The sequence below is a fragment of the Streptomyces sp. NPDC006309 genome (assembly GCF_040613095.1).
In the GTDB taxonomy this organism is placed as follows: Bacteria; Actinomycetota; Actinomycetes; order Streptomycetales; family Streptomycetaceae; genus Streptomyces.
Genome location: NZ_JBEXRO010000018.1, coordinates 15,135 through 31,435 on the forward strand (window position 1 = coordinate 15,135; position 16,301 = coordinate 31,435).

12 protein-coding genes are annotated in these 16,301 nt (G+C 72.1%); 4 read left to right on the forward strand and 8 right to left on the reverse strand.

What is annotated here, in order from left to right; all coding sequences use genetic code 11:
* Positions 1 to 5: 5 nt before the first annotated feature.
* The 4 genes from ABZ117_RS22490 to ABZ117_RS22505 all read right to left on the reverse strand — a co-directional run bounded on the left by ABZ117_RS22490 (position 6) and on the right by ABZ117_RS22505 (position 5,849).
* A complete protein-coding gene (locus ABZ117_RS22490) occupies positions 6 to 677 on the reverse strand; it encodes an HAD family phosphatase (RefSeq protein WP_356823354.1) in 672 nt (223 codons plus the stop codon).
* Positions 674 to 2,227 (reverse strand): MFS transporter, encoded by a 1,554-nt coding sequence (locus ABZ117_RS22495; RefSeq protein WP_356823356.1) that lies wholly within the window; start codon positions 2,225 to 2,227, stop codon positions 674 to 676. Before ABZ117_RS22495 ends, ABZ117_RS22490 begins: the two co-directional genes overlap by 4 nt.
* 120 nt (positions 2,228 to 2,347) lie before the next feature.
* The gene (locus ABZ117_RS22500; RefSeq protein WP_356823357.1) at positions 2,348 to 3,880 is read right to left on the reverse strand and encodes an amidase; all 1,533 of its coding nucleotides are present in this window, start codon (positions 3,878 to 3,880) and stop codon (positions 2,348 to 2,350) included.
* A 1,324-nt stretch (positions 3,881 to 5,204) separates the two neighbouring features.
* Positions 5,205 to 5,849, reverse strand: coding sequence for a TetR/AcrR family transcriptional regulator (locus tag ABZ117_RS22505; protein WP_356823359.1), 645 nt, complete (start codon positions 5,847 to 5,849; stop codon positions 5,205 to 5,207).
* A gap of 111 nt (positions 5,850 to 5,960) precedes the next feature.
* Between ABZ117_RS22505 and ABZ117_RS22510 the strand changes: the two genes are divergently transcribed.
* Positions 5,961 to 6,980, forward strand: coding sequence for an NADP-dependent oxidoreductase (locus ABZ117_RS22510; RefSeq protein ID WP_356823361.1), 1,020 nt, complete (start codon positions 5,961 to 5,963; stop codon positions 6,978 to 6,980).
* A gap of 182 nt (positions 6,981 to 7,162) precedes the next feature.
* On the opposite strand, the gene lanL is transcribed toward ABZ117_RS22510, so the two are convergent.
* The gene (gene lanL, locus ABZ117_RS22515; protein WP_356823363.1) at positions 7,163 to 9,673 is read right to left on the reverse strand and encodes a class IV lanthionine synthetase LanL; all 2,511 of its coding nucleotides are present in this window, start codon (positions 9,671 to 9,673) and stop codon (positions 7,163 to 7,165) included.
* A 71-nt stretch (positions 9,674 to 9,744) separates the two neighbouring features.
* The gene (locus ABZ117_RS22520) at positions 9,745 to 9,927 is read right to left on the reverse strand and encodes an SflA family class IV lanthipeptide (protein ID WP_356823365.1); all 183 of its coding nucleotides are present in this window, start codon (positions 9,925 to 9,927) and stop codon (positions 9,745 to 9,747) included.
* Positions 9,928 to 10,747: 820 nt separating this feature from the next.
* Here ABZ117_RS22520 and ABZ117_RS22525 point away from each other — a divergent pair.
* On the forward strand, positions 10,748 to 11,575 hold the full coding sequence (locus tag ABZ117_RS22525; RefSeq protein WP_356823367.1) for a MarR family transcriptional regulator: 828 nt from the start codon (positions 10,748 to 10,750) through the stop codon (positions 11,573 to 11,575).
* A gap of 251 nt (positions 11,576 to 11,826) precedes the next feature.
* Here the strand turns inward: ABZ117_RS22525 and ABZ117_RS22530 are convergent, their stop codons facing one another.
* Positions 11,827 to 13,317: a hypothetical protein gene (locus ABZ117_RS22530; RefSeq protein WP_356823368.1), complete on the reverse strand. Its 1,491-nt coding sequence runs from the start codon at positions 13,315 to 13,317 to the stop codon at positions 11,827 to 11,829.
* Positions 13,318 to 13,802: 485 nt separating this feature from the next.
* On the opposite strand from ABZ117_RS22530, the gene ABZ117_RS22535 reads away from it, so the two are divergent.
* Together ABZ117_RS22535 and ABZ117_RS22540 are read left to right on the forward strand one after the other, a co-directional pair.
* A complete protein-coding gene (locus ABZ117_RS22535; protein WP_356823369.1) occupies positions 13,803 to 14,966 on the forward strand; it encodes a histidine kinase in 1,164 nt (387 codons plus the stop codon).
* Positions 14,963 to 15,616, forward strand: coding sequence for a response regulator transcription factor (locus ABZ117_RS22540; protein WP_356823371.1), 654 nt, complete (start codon positions 14,963 to 14,965; stop codon positions 15,614 to 15,616). The genes ABZ117_RS22535 and ABZ117_RS22540 overlap by 4 nt, the downstream gene beginning before the upstream one ends.
* On the opposite strand, the gene ABZ117_RS22545 is transcribed toward ABZ117_RS22540, so the two are convergent.
* Positions 15,600 to 16,256: a hypothetical protein gene (locus ABZ117_RS22545; RefSeq protein WP_356823373.1), complete on the reverse strand. Its 657-nt coding sequence runs from the start codon at positions 16,254 to 16,256 to the stop codon at positions 15,600 to 15,602. The two genes, ABZ117_RS22540 and ABZ117_RS22545, sit on opposite strands and share 17 nt — an antisense overlap.
* Positions 16,257 to 16,301 lie beyond the last annotated feature (45 nt).

Sequence of the window (16,301 nt, forward strand, 5' to 3'; positions counted from 1 at the left end):
GGTGATCAGCTGTCGTGTGTCCTCTGGGCCCAGCGCAGCGTGGTGAGGTCGGGCAGCACGAGGTCGGCCCCGGCGAGGTCGGCCGCGGCGTGGGTGGTCGTGAGGGCGACACAGCGCAGTCCGGCGGCCCGGGCGGCCCCGACGCCCGCCGGGGCGTCCTCGAAGGCGAGGCCGTCGGCCGGGTGGACACCGAGGGCCCGGCAGGCGGCCAGGTAGCCCTGCGGGTCCGGCTTGCCGGCGCTGACGTCCTCCCCGGTGACGATGACCTGGAACAGCTCGGCGCCGCCGACGTGGTCGAGCAGCTCGGTGGCGTGGGCGCGCAGACCGGAGGTGACGACGGCGAGCGGCACACCGCGACCGTGCAGGTCGGCGAGGAGCTCGGCCGCGCCGGGGACGGCGAAGGGCGGCGGGCTGTCCGGCCCCATCAGGTATCCGCAGGCCTCTTCGAACAGTTCGTCGACGGTGTGGCCGGAGAAGCGGTGGACGTGGTCGGCGAGGGCTTCCTGGCCCCGGCGCCCGACGAAGGTCGCCAGCAGCACGTCGTCGCAGGGCAGGCCGTGGCTGGTGAAGAGACGGGTCCAGGCGGCGCGGCTGCGGTGCTCGGTGGCCACCAGGGTGCCGTCGAGGTCGAAGAGCGCGGCCTCGGCGTGGAGGTGGTGCAGCGCGGGCTCGGTCATGACGGGTCGTCCTTCGTCGTGCGTTCGTCGGGGGAACGGCCGGGGCGGTCGACAGTGCGCGTGGCGTCGCCGGGGTACCCCTCGGAGGTGAACACCGCGGCGGCCACGGCGGTTGCAGCGGCCGCGCTCGCCGGGGCGGGTGCGATGGCCATGGTGCGGAGCGCGGCCAGGGCACACAGGGCGCTGACGAGGGCGAGTCCGGCGCAGGAGCAGGCCCAGGCGGCGGTGGGTCCGGCCCAGGCACTACGGCCGAGCCATGAGTAGACGGCGCCGAACAGGGCGACGCCGGTGACGCCGACGACGGTGGACAGGGTGTTGACGGTGCCGCTGAGCGTCGCGGCGTACCGCGGCGGGACGGCGCTGGTGAGCACGTTGAGCAGGGCGGTGTGGGCGAGGCCGAGGCCGAAGCCGCCGACGCACAGGACGGCGGTGAGCGGCCAGATGCCGGTGCCCGCTCCGGCGGGCACGACGGGGGCGAGTCCGTACGCCGCGGTGAGCAGGACGCAGCCGATGAAGGGCAGGAGGCGGACGACGGTCCGCGGCGCGCGGCCGAGGACCGGGCCGGCGAGGCCGAAGGCGCAGACCCAGCCGAGCGGGACCAGGCCGGCCTGCCAGGCCGGGAGCTTCAGCACCTCCTGGAGGTGGAGCGAGAGCAGGTAGAGCATGGCGATGTAGGTCAGCGTGGTGCCGGCGTAGGCGGCCAGCGACCAGCGGACGGTGGGGGCGCCGAGCGGGCGCAGGTCGAGAGCCGGCTTGCCGCCGCGGGCGATGACCCCCCGTTCGGTGCGGACGAGCTGGGCGGCGAGCGGTACGGCGGCGAGCAGGAGCAGCCTGATCCAGTCGGGGTGCGTGACGCTCAGCGGGATGAGGACGGCGAGGGTGGCGGCGGCGAGCAGCACGGTGCCGGGGATGTCGTTGTCGCCGCGGCCCGTGCCCTCACGGGTGCCGGTGCCGGCGGGCCGGTCGTGCGGGAGCAGGACGAGCCCGAGCAGCAGGACGAGGACGACGATGGGCACGTTGAGCAGGAAGACCGCACGCCAGCCGGTGCCCAGGAGGTCGGCGGAGACGATGGTGCCGCCGAGTACCTGGCCCAGCGCGGCGCCGCCGGAGAGGGTGACCGCGTTCCAGCCGAGGGCGCGGGCGCGGTCGGGCCCGGTGAACCAGCGGTGAATGCCGACCAGGACCTGAGTGGTCATCAGGGAGGTGGCGGCGCCCTGGAGGCAGCGGCCGGCGATCAGGACGCCGGCGCTGGTGGCGAGTCCGCAGGCAAGGGACGCGAGGGTGAACAGGGCCAGGCCCCACAGGTAGACCCGGCGCACGCCGTGGTGCTCGCCGAGCCGAGCGGCGGGGGCGATGAGTACGGCCGAGCAGAGTGCGTAGGCGGTGATCATGAGGGTGAGTTCGGAGCTGCTCACGCCGAGGTCCACGCTGATGGCGGGTGCGGCGAGGTTGACGATCGCCAGGTCGATGTTTGCCATCGCCTGTCCGATCAGCAGGACCAGCAGGGCCATGCCGCTGGGTCCGGTTCGTCCGCCGGTCGTGGCTTGCACAGTGTCTCCCGTCTCCGCTCCCCGCCGGGGAGGTCGGTTGGTCCGCCGGAACGTCGACCCGCCCGGCCGGGCCCGGACCGGACCCGTCGGGTCGCGGACGGTCCGGTCGGTGGCCGCAGTTCAGGCGCTGGTGGCGTCCAGGTCGGGGTCCTGGTAGGCGACCGCCCAGGGCAGGCGGGCCCCCGGGGCGGCGGCGCGGATGACGAGGGCATCGCCACGGCGGCGGACGACGAGGGCATCGCCGCGGCGGCGGGCGGCGAGCCGCAGGCCGCCGGGGACGCCGTTGCCCGCCCGACCGACCGGCACCGAGGCGGCAGGGCTGCCGATCAGGGTGAACGGGCTGGTGAGGGACCAGCCGACGAGCGGGTCGACGGCCTGGCCCTCGACGGTGTCAGGGCCGACAGTGTCGCGCCCGACGGAGTAGCGCCCGGCGGAGTCGGGGATGCCGGCGACGACGTTGACGGGGCTGACCACGAGGTCGTAGCGGTCGAAGAGGCCCTCGAAGGAGTACGGCACGCGGGTGTGGTCGAGGTCCTCCGGCCGCAGGTCGACGGCGCCGAGCGACTCGCCGACCCGGACGGAGTCCAGATAGCCCTGGCCGACGGAGCCGGGGTAGGCGCCGAGCAGGTCGATGCCGTTGTCGCGGGCGATGGCGGCGGATTCGGCGTGGGCGACGGGCAGCTTGCGACGCCACATCGTGGTGAGGTCGGCGTGCGGCAGGGGCAGCCGGAAGCCGACCTCCTCGACGGTTGCGCCGGCCTCGCGCGGCGCGGGCAGGGCGGCCTGTGCCACGGCCTCGGCCTCGGGCTCGGCCTCGGGCTCGGGCTCGGGCTCGACGGGGTAGCCGCCGGGGTCGGGGCTGTAGGCGACGGTGAGGCCGGTCAGATCGCAGTGGAGGGCGTCGGTGAGCTTCTCGGGCGCGGGCAAGGAATAAGGGTCGTACGGACGGGCGCCGGACATCAGCTCCACGCCGAGGGCGGCGTCGGCGACGGTACGGACGAGGGGGGCGTAGCAGCCCATCGGGTCGTACCGGCGGACGGCGTTGGGCTTGGCCGGGACGGGCACGCGGCCGAAGCTCGGCATCAGGGTGAATACGCCGCAGAACGCCGCGGGCACCCGCGAGGAGCCGCCGGCGTCGAAGCCCTGGGCGAGCGGCACCGTGCCGGAGGCGACGGCGGCGGCGCTGCCGCAGGAGCCGCCCGCGTTCATGGCGCGGTCGAAGGGCGTGGAGGCAGGGCCGGACAAGCCGCTGCCGGCGGTGGCCTTGAAGCCGAACTCCGGGGCGTTGGTCTCCCCCATGACGATCGCGCCGGCCTGTTCCAGCCGTTCGACGCACCAGATGATCTCCTGCGGCACGTCCTCGGCGAAGACCAGTGAGCCGCAGGCCGTCGGGACGCCGGCCACCGGGTCGAGGCCCTTCACGCCTATGGGAACGTCGTGCAGCGGGCCGAGCTCGGCGCCGTCCGAGACGGCGCGCTCGGCGGCGGTCCGGTCGAGGGCGCGTTCGCCGCAGACGGTCACCAAGGCATTGACGGCCGGGTTGACCTTCTCGATGCGGACGAAAAGCGCGTGGACCGCATCGACCGGGGAGACGGCCCGCCCCCCGATCGCCTGGGCGAGCCGGATGGCGCTCAGTTCGGTGGTTTCGCCCATCTCACGCCTCGCACACTGGGTCGTCGCATGTCTCGTCGGATGTCCGTACCGACCGTCCGCATCGGCAGGTCTCCATCGACTGCCTTCATCGAGTCGGGCGTGAGGGGAAACACCGGGCGCGGCGGTCGGGTTGCACGGGGGTCGTACCGGGGGACACCGCGGGCCGCAGGTGTGCCGCCCGGTGCTCACGGTGTGACGCAGGGACCCGTCCGAGCTCGATGAGGCGCTTGACCTCTTCGAATTACACGGCTACCAGTTCAAGGCGCTTCATCGGCGCCTGTCTTCCGCGTTCCGCTGGGCTCCCGGCCGAGGACTCATCACGCTGGAGTTCCGAGCTGAGACCGCTCTGCGAGGAGTGCCGGATCCCGCACTCCCAGGGACCATCTCTGGGGACACAGGGAACACATGGGCCCCTGGGCCGATGGCCTCGGCGACACAGGACCATTCCCGCGGGCGCAGGGAGCACTGCGGGCATGAACTGCGGATTTGTCAGGCACCACCGCCTCTCCCGGACGTCAGACGGCATGGGAACTCGTGGGCGTGGCCGCCGCGCCAGTCCGCCCACTGCGGCCGGTCCGCTCGTCCAGCAATGGCATCGAGGACGGCGACACCGGCGCCTGGGGCGCGCCCGCTGCATGGGTTTGGGGCGGGGGCCGGTGCTTCAGAGATCCCGGACGGCGCGCAAGGCATGGTCGACGCGGGCCATGGCCGCAGCGTCGATGGGTAGGACTCTTCCAGACCGGTCAGGCTGATGACCAGGACATTGCGGCAGTCGGGCAGCGTCCAGACCTCACCGCGCCTCGCAGGGGGTCGCCCTCGCCCGCCAGGTCCTCGCCGAGACCGCGGATCATGCGGCCGAGGCCGATGCGGGCGGCGGTGAGGTCGTCCTCGAACTCGGCGATTCGCTGCTGGAGTTTCGCGGGAACCGCGGCGGCAACGCGCCCCGCGGACTGCGTGGCCGCAGCGGCTCGTCCACAAGCCACCGCAGGAACGGGGCCAGGTCCGGAAGCGCGATCTGCTTCCGGACCAGCCCTCGCACGGAGCACCAGGTCAGCAGCGGGCGGCCCGGATGCCGTACACCGCCTCGGTGTGGAACGACCGGCCCATGCCCCGCAACGAAGCCCAGAACATGCAGGCCTCGTGGTGACGCAGGTACGACTCATCGACAACGGCCCACAGCGGGCGCCCGTCGACGGGGGATTCGGCGCATGCGGCACGGAACTTCCTGACACCCACGACTGACCGTCAGCGCGTGCCTGGCAACCAGCAGATGTCCCACAGCCACACGGATCAGAACCCCAGGTGATCACAGTGCGCAGGGTGGTCAGGAAGTACGGGACTCGCACGGCTTCGATGCCGTCGGTGCACTGGCGCAACCGGGGTCCGGTGGTGCTGCCGGGGATCGGTTCGTATCGCTGCTCGCCGCGCTGGTCAGGAGCGCGCTCGCGATGACGTCGAAGAGGTGATCGGCGCGTGGCGCGAGCGAGGGTTGATCGCCGAGCCAGGCGAGCGCCGCTACCAGCGCAAACAGATCGGTGCCATCGACGTCGGTCCGCGCTGTGCCCGCGGCCTGAGCACGGGCGAGGAGCCGCGAGCCGGCTGCGCGCATCGAGACGCACGAGGCATGGAGTGCGGACTCGGTGTCCTCGAGGGCGGCCGTCATCAGCGCTGTGACGCCCCGATACTCCCGTGCGTACGCTACGCAATTGCCCAGCCACGAAAGGAGAGCTTCTTCGGGCGAGCTGGACGTTTCGAGTTCGGCTGCCTGTGCCGTCAGTTCGTCGAAGCTCGTGCGGAGCAGGGCGTCGAGCAGCGCCTCGCGGGTCGGGAAGTGGCGGAGCAGCGTGGCGAGCCCCATGTCGGCCCTGCGTGCGATGTCGCGCAGCGATGCCTCGGCGCCTTGCTCGGCGATGACGGCGCCCGCAACGGCGAGCAGGTGGTCACGGTTCTTCCTGGCGTCGGCCCGCATTCTGTCCCTCTTGACTATCCGGACCAGTGATCCATATATTCGGATCAGTGGTCCGGATAAGTGGATCGCTGATCCGATCAGCCTATCCCGCGGCGCGGGCAGGAGAGAACGATGCCGACACACACGATGAGGGCGATCCGGCTGCATGAGCACGGCGGCCCCGAGGTCCTGCGTTACGACGAGGTGCCCATTCCCGAGCCGGCGGTGGGTGAGGTGCTCGTCCGCGTCCACGCGGTCGGCATCAATCCTCCGGACTGGTACCTGCGCGACGGGCTGAGCAACATACCTTTGGAGATGAGGCCGAAGTTCGACTTGCCCGTGATTCCGGGGACGGACGTGTCGGGCGTCGTCGAAGCCGTCGGTGCGGATGTGCAGGGCTTATCCGTCGGTGATGAAGTCTTCGGTCTCCTCCGCTTTCCCGGCGTCGACGGCAGGGCGTATGCCGAGTACGTGGCCGCGCCTGCGTCGGATCTCGCACGCAAGCCGGCCGGCATCGATCACGTGCACGCCGCCGGAGCGCCTATGTCCCTTCTGACGGCGTGGCAGTTCCTGATCGAGCTCGGTCACGATCATCCATCGCCCTTCCAGACGGCACGGCATCGCCCGATGGCCCTCGGCACCGGCACGACGGTGCTCGTCAACGGCGCTGCGGGCGGCGTGGGGCACTTCGCACTGCAACTGGCGAAGTGGAAGAGTGCGCGCGTTATCGCGGTGGCGTCAGGCGAGCATGAATCGTTCCTGCGCGAGCTGGGCGCCGACGAGTTCATCGACTACACCAAGAAGCGTCCCGAGGAACTCGTGCACGACGTCGACCTTGTTCTCGACGCCGTCGGTGGTCGCGACAGCAGCCGCTTCCTGCGCACGCTCAAGCGCGGCGGCGCCCTGTTCCCCGTGTTCTTCGGCGAATACGACGAGGAAGAGACCGCGAAGCTGGGCGTCACGGTCTCAGGCACCCAGGTCCGCTCACACGGCGCGCAACTCGCTGAAGTGGGACGCCTGCTCGACACAGGCACGGTTCGCGTCGCGATCGACAGCACGTTTCCGCTCGCGGATGCGAAAGCGGCGCACGAACGCGCCGCCCGAGGGCACATCCAGGGCAAGATCGTACTCACGGTCGCTCAGAGGCGGTGAGTGAACAAGAAGAGCGCCGGCCGCTTCCCACGGCAGACGTAGGCCGTGGTGGCCACCCGTGAGGTCTTCCTGGACGTCCGCCGGGATCGAACCGACGGTCAGGTCGATCAGGTCACGCCGTTACGGGGCCGATCCCATCGCGCCCGGCACCCGGGCCCGGGCCAGAGCAGCGGTGGCAGCGGTCAGGCGATGAGGCCGAGCCGCGGACCGCCCCGGTCGCGCAGGCGTCTGAGGAAGGCCAGCACGCCCGCGGAGCCGCCTGCCCAGGTGGCACTCGGCCGGGCGAGAGTGGTGTCCGGGAACACGGGCCGGGACCAGGTGCCGCCGCTGCGACACAGGATGAGCAGGGCGACGCTCTCGGCCGCGTTCCGGAACTCCTCGGACGCGGACGCCTCCGCGACGTCCACCATCAGGTCGCCCACTCCGGCCAGTCCGCAGCACTGCGTGACCAGCGGCATCCGCGGTGCCAGTGCGGCGCAGGCGCGCGCGGTCCGCTGGGCGAGGTCGAGGTACCCGGGCTCGTCGAGGCGTTCGGCTGCCCGGACCAGTACGGTCCCGATGCCGGCCAGGCCCCGGCACCACGAGCCGTAGCGGCGTGTCGCCCCCGGCTCGGCGGCCGCCGCGATGATGTCCGGTGTCATGGCGGCCAGGCGCGCGGCGGCTTTCTCGGAGCGGCTGATCGCGTCCGGGTCCCCGGTCGCTCCGCCGTATTCGAGCAGGAAACAGGCGACACCCGCCTCACCGTGTGCGACGCCCTCGCGAAGTGCGGCGCTGCCGGCCGTGTCCGAGCCGGTCGGGGTCAGCCGGGCGGTGCCCGACGCCAGCATCCGGTCGCAGTCGGCAGCGACGGCGAGGTGCCGGTCCGCGGCGTCTCGGTGACCGCAGCGGAGGGCGTGTCGGGCGAGCATCAGCCGGCCGAGGCCGATTCCGGCGGCGCCCGCGATCAGGTCCGCCTCCGGCGGTCCGCCGCCCGGTGCGCGGTCCGGCAGGACGGGGTACCCGGATCGCGTGTCCGCCTCAGCCCCCGTCCGCGCCTCCGCCCCCGTCCGCGCCTCCGCCTCCGCCTCCGCGAGGAAGAGTTCGACGCCGGTGCGCCCCGTGTAGAAGCCGGGTGGCAGGTTCCTGGACTGTTCCGCCGTCCACCGCGCCAATGCGGTGACGGCCGAACGCACGTGGGGCCGGTGCGCATGGTGGAGGAGTTCCAGCCCGAGTCCCGAACTGCCGCCGTAGACGTCGATCGAGGTGGGAACGTTCAGCCGTGCGGCCCGTTCCGGGTCCACGATCGCGTGCGCTTCACCGACGCAGAACGCGGTCGTGTGCTCGATGATCTCGTCCAGCAGGTCGCTGTCGATCCGGGGGTGCGCGGGCCGGCGTGCGGGCCGGCGTGCGGTTCCGGCCGTGCCGGTGCGCAGGCGCTCGGCGGCGGCGGCCCGTACGGCCGGATCGAAGCTCAGCAGGCCGGTGATGGACGACCGGATCTCCCGGTGGGCGCGCCCGGGCAGCGCCCATGCCAGGCAGGCCAGGGTCCGGTCCCGGTTGACCCCGTGGTCGGTGTCGACGATCACCGGGTCCATGCCGGTGGCGGCGAAGAAGAGGGTCGCGCCGAGGGCGTAGTGGTCGTCGGCGGGCGCGGCCGGTCCGGTCGCGCACAGAACCGGCTCGCTGTATCCGGGGGTCGCCCCGCCCGGGCCGGCGCCGTCCCACTCGCTGATCCCGAAGTCGATCACGTGGCAGTGGCCGGGGCCGGAGTCGTCGAGCACGACGTTGTCGGGCTTGAGGTCGCGGACGACCACGTTCCGGCCGTGGATCGCGTCCAGGACGCGCAGGAGCCGGGAGGCGAGGACGGACAGGGCGCGCGCCGGCCGGGTGTCGTCGTTCCGGTAGGGGCCGTTGCGCAGGACCTCACGGCGCAGGTCCCGGTCGCCGCAGCTGCTCATCACCAGGTACTCGTCCGACTGGTGAGCGAAGTAGTCCAGTGCGCGGGGCACGCCCGTGACGCCGTCGAGCGCGGTGAGGACCGTGCGCTCGTTGCGCAGCCGGTGGCGGGCGTCCGTACCGGCTTCGTCCTCGCCCACGAAGGCCCTCGCCTGTTTGACCACCACCGGCCGCCCGAGAGTGCGGTCGACCGCGCGGTAGACGTTGCCCCGGGGTGCGCGCGTGATGCCGGCGGTGACCTTGTAGCGTCCGCCGCCGAAGCCGGGTGCGGACGGCTCGTCACCGTGTCCGGAGCCGATCGCGAAGGGGTCCTCGGCCCAGGGTGGGCACCGGTAGCGGCCGACGGCCAGGCCGTCGAAGATCCGGCCGTCCGGCCCGGTCATGACGGATTCGAGCCGCCCGCTCCGGCCGGTCCGGTAGTCGCCCGTGAAGGGGCCGTAGCGGTAGTAGACCGGGGCCCTCGGGTCGACCCGCCGGTCGCTGACGATCCGCGGGCCCTCCCGGTCACGCAGTACGGCGGCGAGTTCCCGGGCGATCTCGACCACGGTGCCGGCCAGGGGGTAGACGGTGATCGCCTTGCCGACGGCTCCGGCGCTCCCCACCCCGGAGTTGAGGCGGCGCAGCGTCTCCGGGTCACGGGCGAACTTCGCGTGGCAGACGTGCCGGGACAGCACCGGCAGGACGAGCCGGGTCACGGCGTCGAGGTCGCCGGGACGCGCAGAGACGTGCAGTTTCCAGCCGTGTTCCATCGCCGGCATCCGCGGATCGTTCAGGTACGACCACGCGTCGTCGGACCAACCGCTGCGGCCGGCGATGGAAACGGCCGCCACTACGAGTTCAGGTCACAGGCGAAGCGGGTGGTGGCGGTCACCCAGGGGTCGGCGAGACACGCCGTGTGCTCGCGGTCGCCGCGGTCGTCGTCCTCGAACACGATCGCCTCGTCGTCGATCTCCAGCGGACCCGCGTCGCGGAATCCGTGGGCTTCAAGAAGATCCGGCACGGCTACGGGCATGTGACGCCTCCATGGTGTGTCGTGCGCTGAGGAGCAGGCAATGGGCCGACGCGGGCCGGTGGACCCGCTGGGCCACGAACTCGCTGCACAAAGGTAGGCAGGAGGAAACTCGCTGACAAGGGGTCAGCTGGCACTGTTCCCGGAGACGGCGCCGGGGCCGTGCCGTCCTCGCCGGGGCCGTCCCACCGACGGGTCGGACGTCGGCGCGGACTAGGGACGCGGGAGGAACTGGACTCCGAACGGGTGGGACGGAGAGCCGGCCGGGCCGGTGAGCAGATGCAGGTAGCCGAACGGGATCAGACGCATGCGGGGGTGCACGACAGCCTCCTGCTCGGGGTGAGGAGCGGGAACACGCGGGGAGCGCCGCCTCCGGCCGGGAAGGACAGGCAGGGCAGGGCGTGGTGCTCCGGGGTGGCGCCACTGGGTGGAGGTGTCGGTGACATGAGGGACTGGTCGGTCACAGGTCCCGGACGACCCGAGCGTTGGCGCCCTGGGCGCGTCGGGAGGCGGCGGACTCTTCGGCCGGCCAGGAGCCGGGGGGCCTCCGGCGGGGAACCGTTCCAGAACGGCGCAGGCCCGCGCGGCGGTGTTCCAGGCAATCGGACGTCACCACCGTTCACGCGCTCATCGACGTCGATGAGGATGGCGATGCCGTCGGGGGTTGTCCGCCACGCCGGCCCACTGCCCGAGTGAGGTGAAGACGGGGACGGCGTTCGATCGAGCTACCGGAGAGTCGGACGTTCGACGGCCTCACCCAGGAGCTCACCCAGCGGCGGCCCGTACTGCTCCGCGGGGCGTGACTGCAAGGATGATGGATGCCATGACCCACACCGCTCGCCGCATGTTCGAGCTCCTGGAACCGATCTGCCTGGTCACCTACTTCGCCGACGAGTGCAACGAGGAGCTGGCCGCGCTCGGCCACCGCACCTACTGGGACGGCTACTTCGCCAGCCGCGCCGCGCCACTGGGGCGGGTGCCGGCGCAGGTCGTGCACGCGGCCTTCTACAACTTCGCCGACGGGGAAGCCGCGCGGCACATCCCGAGCGCGTGGGAGACGATCCCGCCCGAGGCGTCCGTCGCCGCTCGGGAGCGGGGCAGCGCGGCCTCCCTACGGCGGATCCTCGGCGAGGAGCCGGCCGGCTCCCCGGGCCTGGCGCGCGCCGCCGACCTCACCACCGAAGCCGCGACGAACGCGCCCACAGAAGGTCGGATGATGTACGCCGGGATGCGCACCCTTCCCATCCCGAGCGACCCCGTCGCCCGGCTGTGGCATTCCGCGACCATGCTGCGCGAGCACCGCGGTGACGGGCACGTCGCCGCTCTCGTCGGCGCACGCATCGGCGGCACACAGGCGCACGTGCTCGAGGCGCTGGCACAGGGCATCCACCCGCCGGAGTCGTTCGGGCGCCTCCATCACCTGCCGAAGGAGCAGCTGACCGCGGTCATGGACGGCTTGCGCGAGCGCGGGCTCGTCGACACCGACGGCCGGTTCACCGACGCCGGCCGCGAGACCAAGCAACGCATCGAAGCCCTCACCGACGAGCTCGCCGCCCCACCGTACGACGCCCTGTCTCCCGCCGAGCTGGACGAGCTGGCCGCCGAGCTCGAACCCATCACCGCGACGCTGGTCGCCGCGGGGTCGACGTGACGAGCCGCGACTGACGGGACGAGGAGTCCACGGTCCGGTACGGCGCGTTCTCCGCCCGGTGTCCCCCATCCGAGGTACCCGACCCGACCGTCGGCCTGCCGGCCGCATCCCGATACCGACGAGTCGGTCGGCCCGGGCACCGAGGCCGAGCCGTCCCCGGACCACCGTCCGCGACGGGGACGGCACCGCGCACCGCACCGCCTGCCGGGGAAGGGGAACGGACGTGCCGTCGGCTGCCGCGGCACGGCTGATCAGCGGCTGTTGCCCGGATGGTGGACGCTGAGGTCACCGTAGGCCGACAGAACGCCGGCCAGGTCACCGGGTTCGCGCCGCAGGATGGTGTCCAGGAAGGCGAGAGTGGTCGCGGCGACGACGTGCGGGCTCCGGGTGCGGCCCAGGGAGCCGACTATCGAGGGCACGGGCGGCAAGTAGAGAGGGCCGTCCATGAAGGTGAGGTGCGCGGCGCCGGGAATGGTGAGCCGGTAGCTCGTCGTGGTGTTGAGCCTGAGGACCTTGGTGAGGCGGGGCAGGTAACGCGGGTCGGTTGCGGGAGTGACGGCCTGGGTGAGCGCGAGCGTCGGCTGGTGCAGAGGGGTGGAGGCGGGGCCGTGGGGGTAGCCGTCCAGATCGATGACGGCGTCGAAGCGGCGGTCCTGCCGGGCTGCCCGCAAAGCGGCGGCACCGCCCATGGAATGGCCGGTGACCGCGACCCGGCCGGTGTCCAGGCGTCCGGTCAGCGGACCGGTGATCTCACCTCGGCCCAGATGGTCCAGCTGGGTGAGGACGAAGCTGAGGTCGGCGGCCCGAACAGCGGTCCAGCCGACCGCCAGTTCGTCGTCCCGGGCCCGGTCCCCGCTGGAGGCGATCTTGGCGTGAATCGTTCGGCCGTCGGCGAGGACGACGGCGGCGGAGTCGTACGGGTGGTCAAGGGCGGCGACCACATAGCCGTGGCTGGCCAGTTCCTCCGCCCAGGCGGTGTTCTGGGTACGCACTCCACCCGACCCGGGAGAGAACAGCACGATGGGGAACCGTCCGCCCCCACCGGCCACCGGGGCGTCGAAGACCGAACGGGTGCGGGCACGCGGAACGCCGTCGACCAGGAAACCAGGCAAGCCGACCTCGCGGGCGAGGGCATCGGAGACGGTGCGCGCCTCGCGCTCCGTGCGTCCGAGATACTGGGCCCGCTGCGCGCCCGCTCGGATCTTCTTCGCGGGATACCAGAGCTGGACCACGACCGTGCGCCGGTCGTGCGGGTCGGCGGTGAAGCTTTCGGGGCGGTGCGGGTCGGTCCACTGCACCACCCGGGTACCGACCGGGAAACGGCCCGACGGCTCGGGAAACACGGGTACAGGAAAGGCCCAAGCCGCCACCGGACCCACAGCGATCAAGCCGACACAGGCCACCGACCCCGGCAACGCCAGCCACCATCGGGCCCGCCACACCGGCCGGCCGGCACGACGCCGCAGCACGGGCGAGAGGCCGAACGGCAACGCGACAGCAGCGCCTGCCAGTACCGGCAGCATCTGCCAGCGGATCCCCACCACACTCAGCACGATCGCGGACAGCACGAGAACCGCCCCCGCCGCGATCGTGACGCGTGGGCGGGCAGCAGGGGGAAGCCAGCGCGCCACCACCAGCGCGACGGCACCCAGCACGGCTAGAAATTCCAGAGGGGACATGTACAGCCCCGCGATGATCTCGGTCACCCGGACATCCTCGGGGCTGGGCACGCGATGCCACATCGGCCCCGGGTCGCCGTCGCATGCAACCGGAGTCGCAATCAGAGGCATGCGCCCCGTGCGACCACAGTCGCATCCAGGCATCTCTCCCGTGCGACCGGAGTCGCAATCGAGCACGCCGGGGAACGGCCGCTGTGCGACCGCGGAAGGTAGCGCGACTCCTCCTGCGGTCGTACCTCGGCGTGTTGCCGTCAGACGGTGGGCTCATGCGCTGCGCGGGCCCGCGGCCTACGGTGACAGGGCCCCGGTACACGCCGGGGAGCGAGAGATGTGCGCTCGTCGTATCCGACCCGGCTCCGGCTGTAGGCGGTGGTGGCCCCGGGCGGGCCACCATGATGTTGAATCGACAGGGACGTGTGATGACCGAGGCGGCCACGGAGCCCGGCAATGCCCACCCGGTGCGTCACCGGGAGCGCGTGCGGCGGACGAGGACAACCGTCGGGCTGACGACATACGCCGGCCTGGCCTCCGCAGGAGCGGCGCGACTGATGAGAGCCGCCCGGCGCTGGGGCCTCCGGCTGCCGCCCATGGTGTGGGACTCGGTGTTGCCGGCGCTGCTCCTGCTGCACATCGTGAGCACGCGCGCGCCGCATGAATTCCCGGTGGCCGTGGTCCTCACCGCCGCCCTTGCGCTGCCCCTGGTGTGGCGGCGCCGGGCCCCGCTCACGGCGTTCGGCGCCGTGGCGGCCGCGGCCTTCGTCCAGTGGCTGATGGACATCCCACTGCCGGCGGACATCGCCCTGTTGGTGGCTCTCCACACGGCGGCCGCGAACTCGGGCCGGCGCGGCACGCTTGTCGCCGGTGCCATCGTGGAGGGCGGGGCCCTGCTGGCCTGCCTGCGCTGGGCGACGGAAGGCGCATTCCTGGCCCCCTTCGTCGCGGTGACCGCGATGGTCGTCGCCGCCGCCGTCCTGGGTGTGAACGTGCGGACCACGCGCGCCTACCTCGCGGCCCTGGAGGAGCGGGCCGCACGCCTGGAGCAACAACAGGACCAGCAGGCGCGACTGGCCGTCGCCGAGGAGAGGACACGTATCACCCGGGAGATGCACGACATCGTCACCCACAACCTGTCCGTCATGGTCGCGCTCACCGACGCCGCCGTCTACGCGCAGCACCGGTCGCCCGACAAGGCCACCACCGCGATGCTCCAGATCTCCGAGACGGGCCGGCAGGCCCTGACCGACATGCGGCGCTCGTTGGGCGTCCTGCGCACCGACGAACCGGACGCGGAGCGCCACCCGTTGCCCGGCATCGCGCAACTGGAGGCCCTCGCCGACCAGATGTGCGCCGCCGGGCTGCCGACCCGCGTCGAGGTCCGGGGCGGCCACACCCACATACCTGCCACCGCACAACTGACCGTCTACCGCCTGGTACAGGAAGCCTTGACCAACACCCTCAAGCACACACCCACCGGCACCCGGGCGGAGGTGCGGATACGGTGCTCAACCGAGACCGTCACAGTCGACGTCACCGACAGCGGCCCCCGCCCGCAGCTTCCCGGCGCCACACCATCCGGCCACGGTATCCCCGGCATGCGCGAGCGCTCGGCCGCCTACGGGGGGAAGGTGCAGGCCGGACCGCTTCCGGGCGGCGGCGGCTGGGGAGTCCACACCCGCCTCTTCCTCGGCAGCAGCGGGGCGGCGGCCGCATGACGATCCGCATCCTCATCGCCGACGACGAAGCGCTGCTCCGTATGGCCTTCAGCACGGTTCTGGAGGCCCAGCCCGACATGGCACCGGTCGGCGAAGCCGCGGACGGCGGCCAGGCCGTACGCCTCGCCCGTGAACTGCGCCCCGATGTCGTCCTCATGGACGTCCGGATGCCCGGGACCGACGGGATCGAGGCCACCCGGCAGGTCGTCCGGATCTCCCCGCTGAGCAGAGTGCTGATCCTCACCACCTTCGACCTGGATGAATACGCCTTCGCCGGACTCGACGCGGGAGCCTCGGGCTTCCTGCTGAAGAACACCAGGCCCGAGGAATTGCTCACCGCGATACGCAGCGTGGCCGCGGGCGACGCGGTGGTCACCCCGCGAATCACCCGCCGCCTCCTGGAGAACCTCCGCCCGCACATCCCCGACGGCGGCAGCGACGAGCGGCTGGGCCGGCTCAGCGCCCGTGAGCGCGAGGTGCTCGTCCAGGTGGGCTGCGGCCTGTCCAACAGCGAGATCGCGGCCACCCTGTACCTCGCGGAGGCGACCGTGAAGTCCCATCTGGGGCGAATCCTGCACAAGCTCGAACTCCGCGACCGGATACAGGCCGTGGTCTTCGCCTACGAAAGCCGCCTCATCCACCCGGCATGACGCCGCCGCCCCGAGCCCCGAAGAGCTCGATCAACCCCACCGGCAGGAAGGCGGGACGGTGGGGTCGGCCGACCTGGTACGGCACGAAGCCCAGTGAGGACGCGACCATGACCTCTTCGGCCGTTTCCGCCTGGTAGACGACGCGGCACCGGCCCGAGTCGGCCTTCGCGCGCTGCCAGAGGATCGGAGCCGGCTTGCGCTCGGTCTCGGCGCGCGGAGTGAGGATCCGGTCCCCGAAATCCTCCCAGGCGAAGGGGACCGGGCCGCGCCACGTCGCGTCGACCTCCGCTTTCAGCTTGGCGGCCCGCTCGGCGTCGGTCGTGCCCCAGGAAGACGGAACATTGGTGATCAGGCCGACTCTGATGTGGCGTTCACGCAAGGAGCGCAGATACGAGGCCGCGCCACGCTGATAGGAGGTGGTGCCGTCGTCCGCCGTGTGCAGGAGGGTTTCGCCCAGGTCGAAGTACACAACGGGACAGCCGATCTCGCCGCTCGCGCGGGCAACGGCAACCGTCGCCTCGGCTCCCCTCGTGTCCCCGGGAGCAGCCGCACTGGCCGTACCGCAGAACACGACCGACAGCAGGGCCGCACCCAGCACGAGGCTTTCACGGACCACACTCCTGGAGGCAGACCTGTCCATGGCGTCGTCGCCCTTCCGTGCCGGGGACCTAGTACGATATCCGGC

Bases quoted from the DNA above. Each gene is read 5' to 3' on its own strand.
- ABZ117_RS22490 (WP_356823354.1), bottom strand. From the start codon at position 677: ATGACCGAGCCCGCGCTGCACCACCTCCACGCCGAGGCCGCGCTCTTC.
- ABZ117_RS22510 (WP_356823361.1), top strand. From the start codon at position 5,961: ATGCCGACACACACGATGAGGGCGATCCGGCTGCATGAGCACGGCGGC.
- ABZ117_RS22525 (WP_356823367.1), top strand. From the start codon at position 10,748: ATGACCCACACCGCTCGCCGCATGTTCGAGCTCCTGGAACCGATCTGC.
- ABZ117_RS22505 (WP_356823359.1), bottom strand. From the start codon at position 5,849: ATGCGGGCCGACGCCAGGAAGAACCGTGACCACCTGCTCGCCGTTGCG.
- ABZ117_RS22500 (WP_356823357.1), bottom strand. From the start codon at position 3,880: ATGGGCGAAACCACCGAACTGAGCGCCATCCGGCTCGCCCAGGCGATC.
- ABZ117_RS22530 (WP_356823368.1), bottom strand. From the start codon at position 13,317: ATGTGGCATCGCGTGCCCAGCCCCGAGGATGTCCGGGTGACCGAGATC.
- ABZ117_RS22545 (WP_356823373.1), bottom strand. From the start codon at position 16,256: ATGGACAGGTCTGCCTCCAGGAGTGTGGTCCGTGAAAGCCTCGTGCTG.
- ABZ117_RS22520 (WP_356823365.1), bottom strand. From the start codon at position 9,927: ATGCCCGTAGCCGTGCCGGATCTTCTTGAAGCCCACGGATTCCGCGAC.
- ABZ117_RS22540 (WP_356823371.1), top strand. From the start codon at position 14,963: ATGACGATCCGCATCCTCATCGCCGACGACGAAGCGCTGCTCCGTATG.
- lanL (WP_356823363.1), bottom strand. From the start codon at position 9,673: ATGCCGGCGATGGAACACGGCTGGAAACTGCACGTCTCTGCGCGTCCC.
- ABZ117_RS22535 (WP_356823369.1), top strand. From the start codon at position 13,803: ATGAGAGCCGCCCGGCGCTGGGGCCTCCGGCTGCCGCCCATGGTGTGG.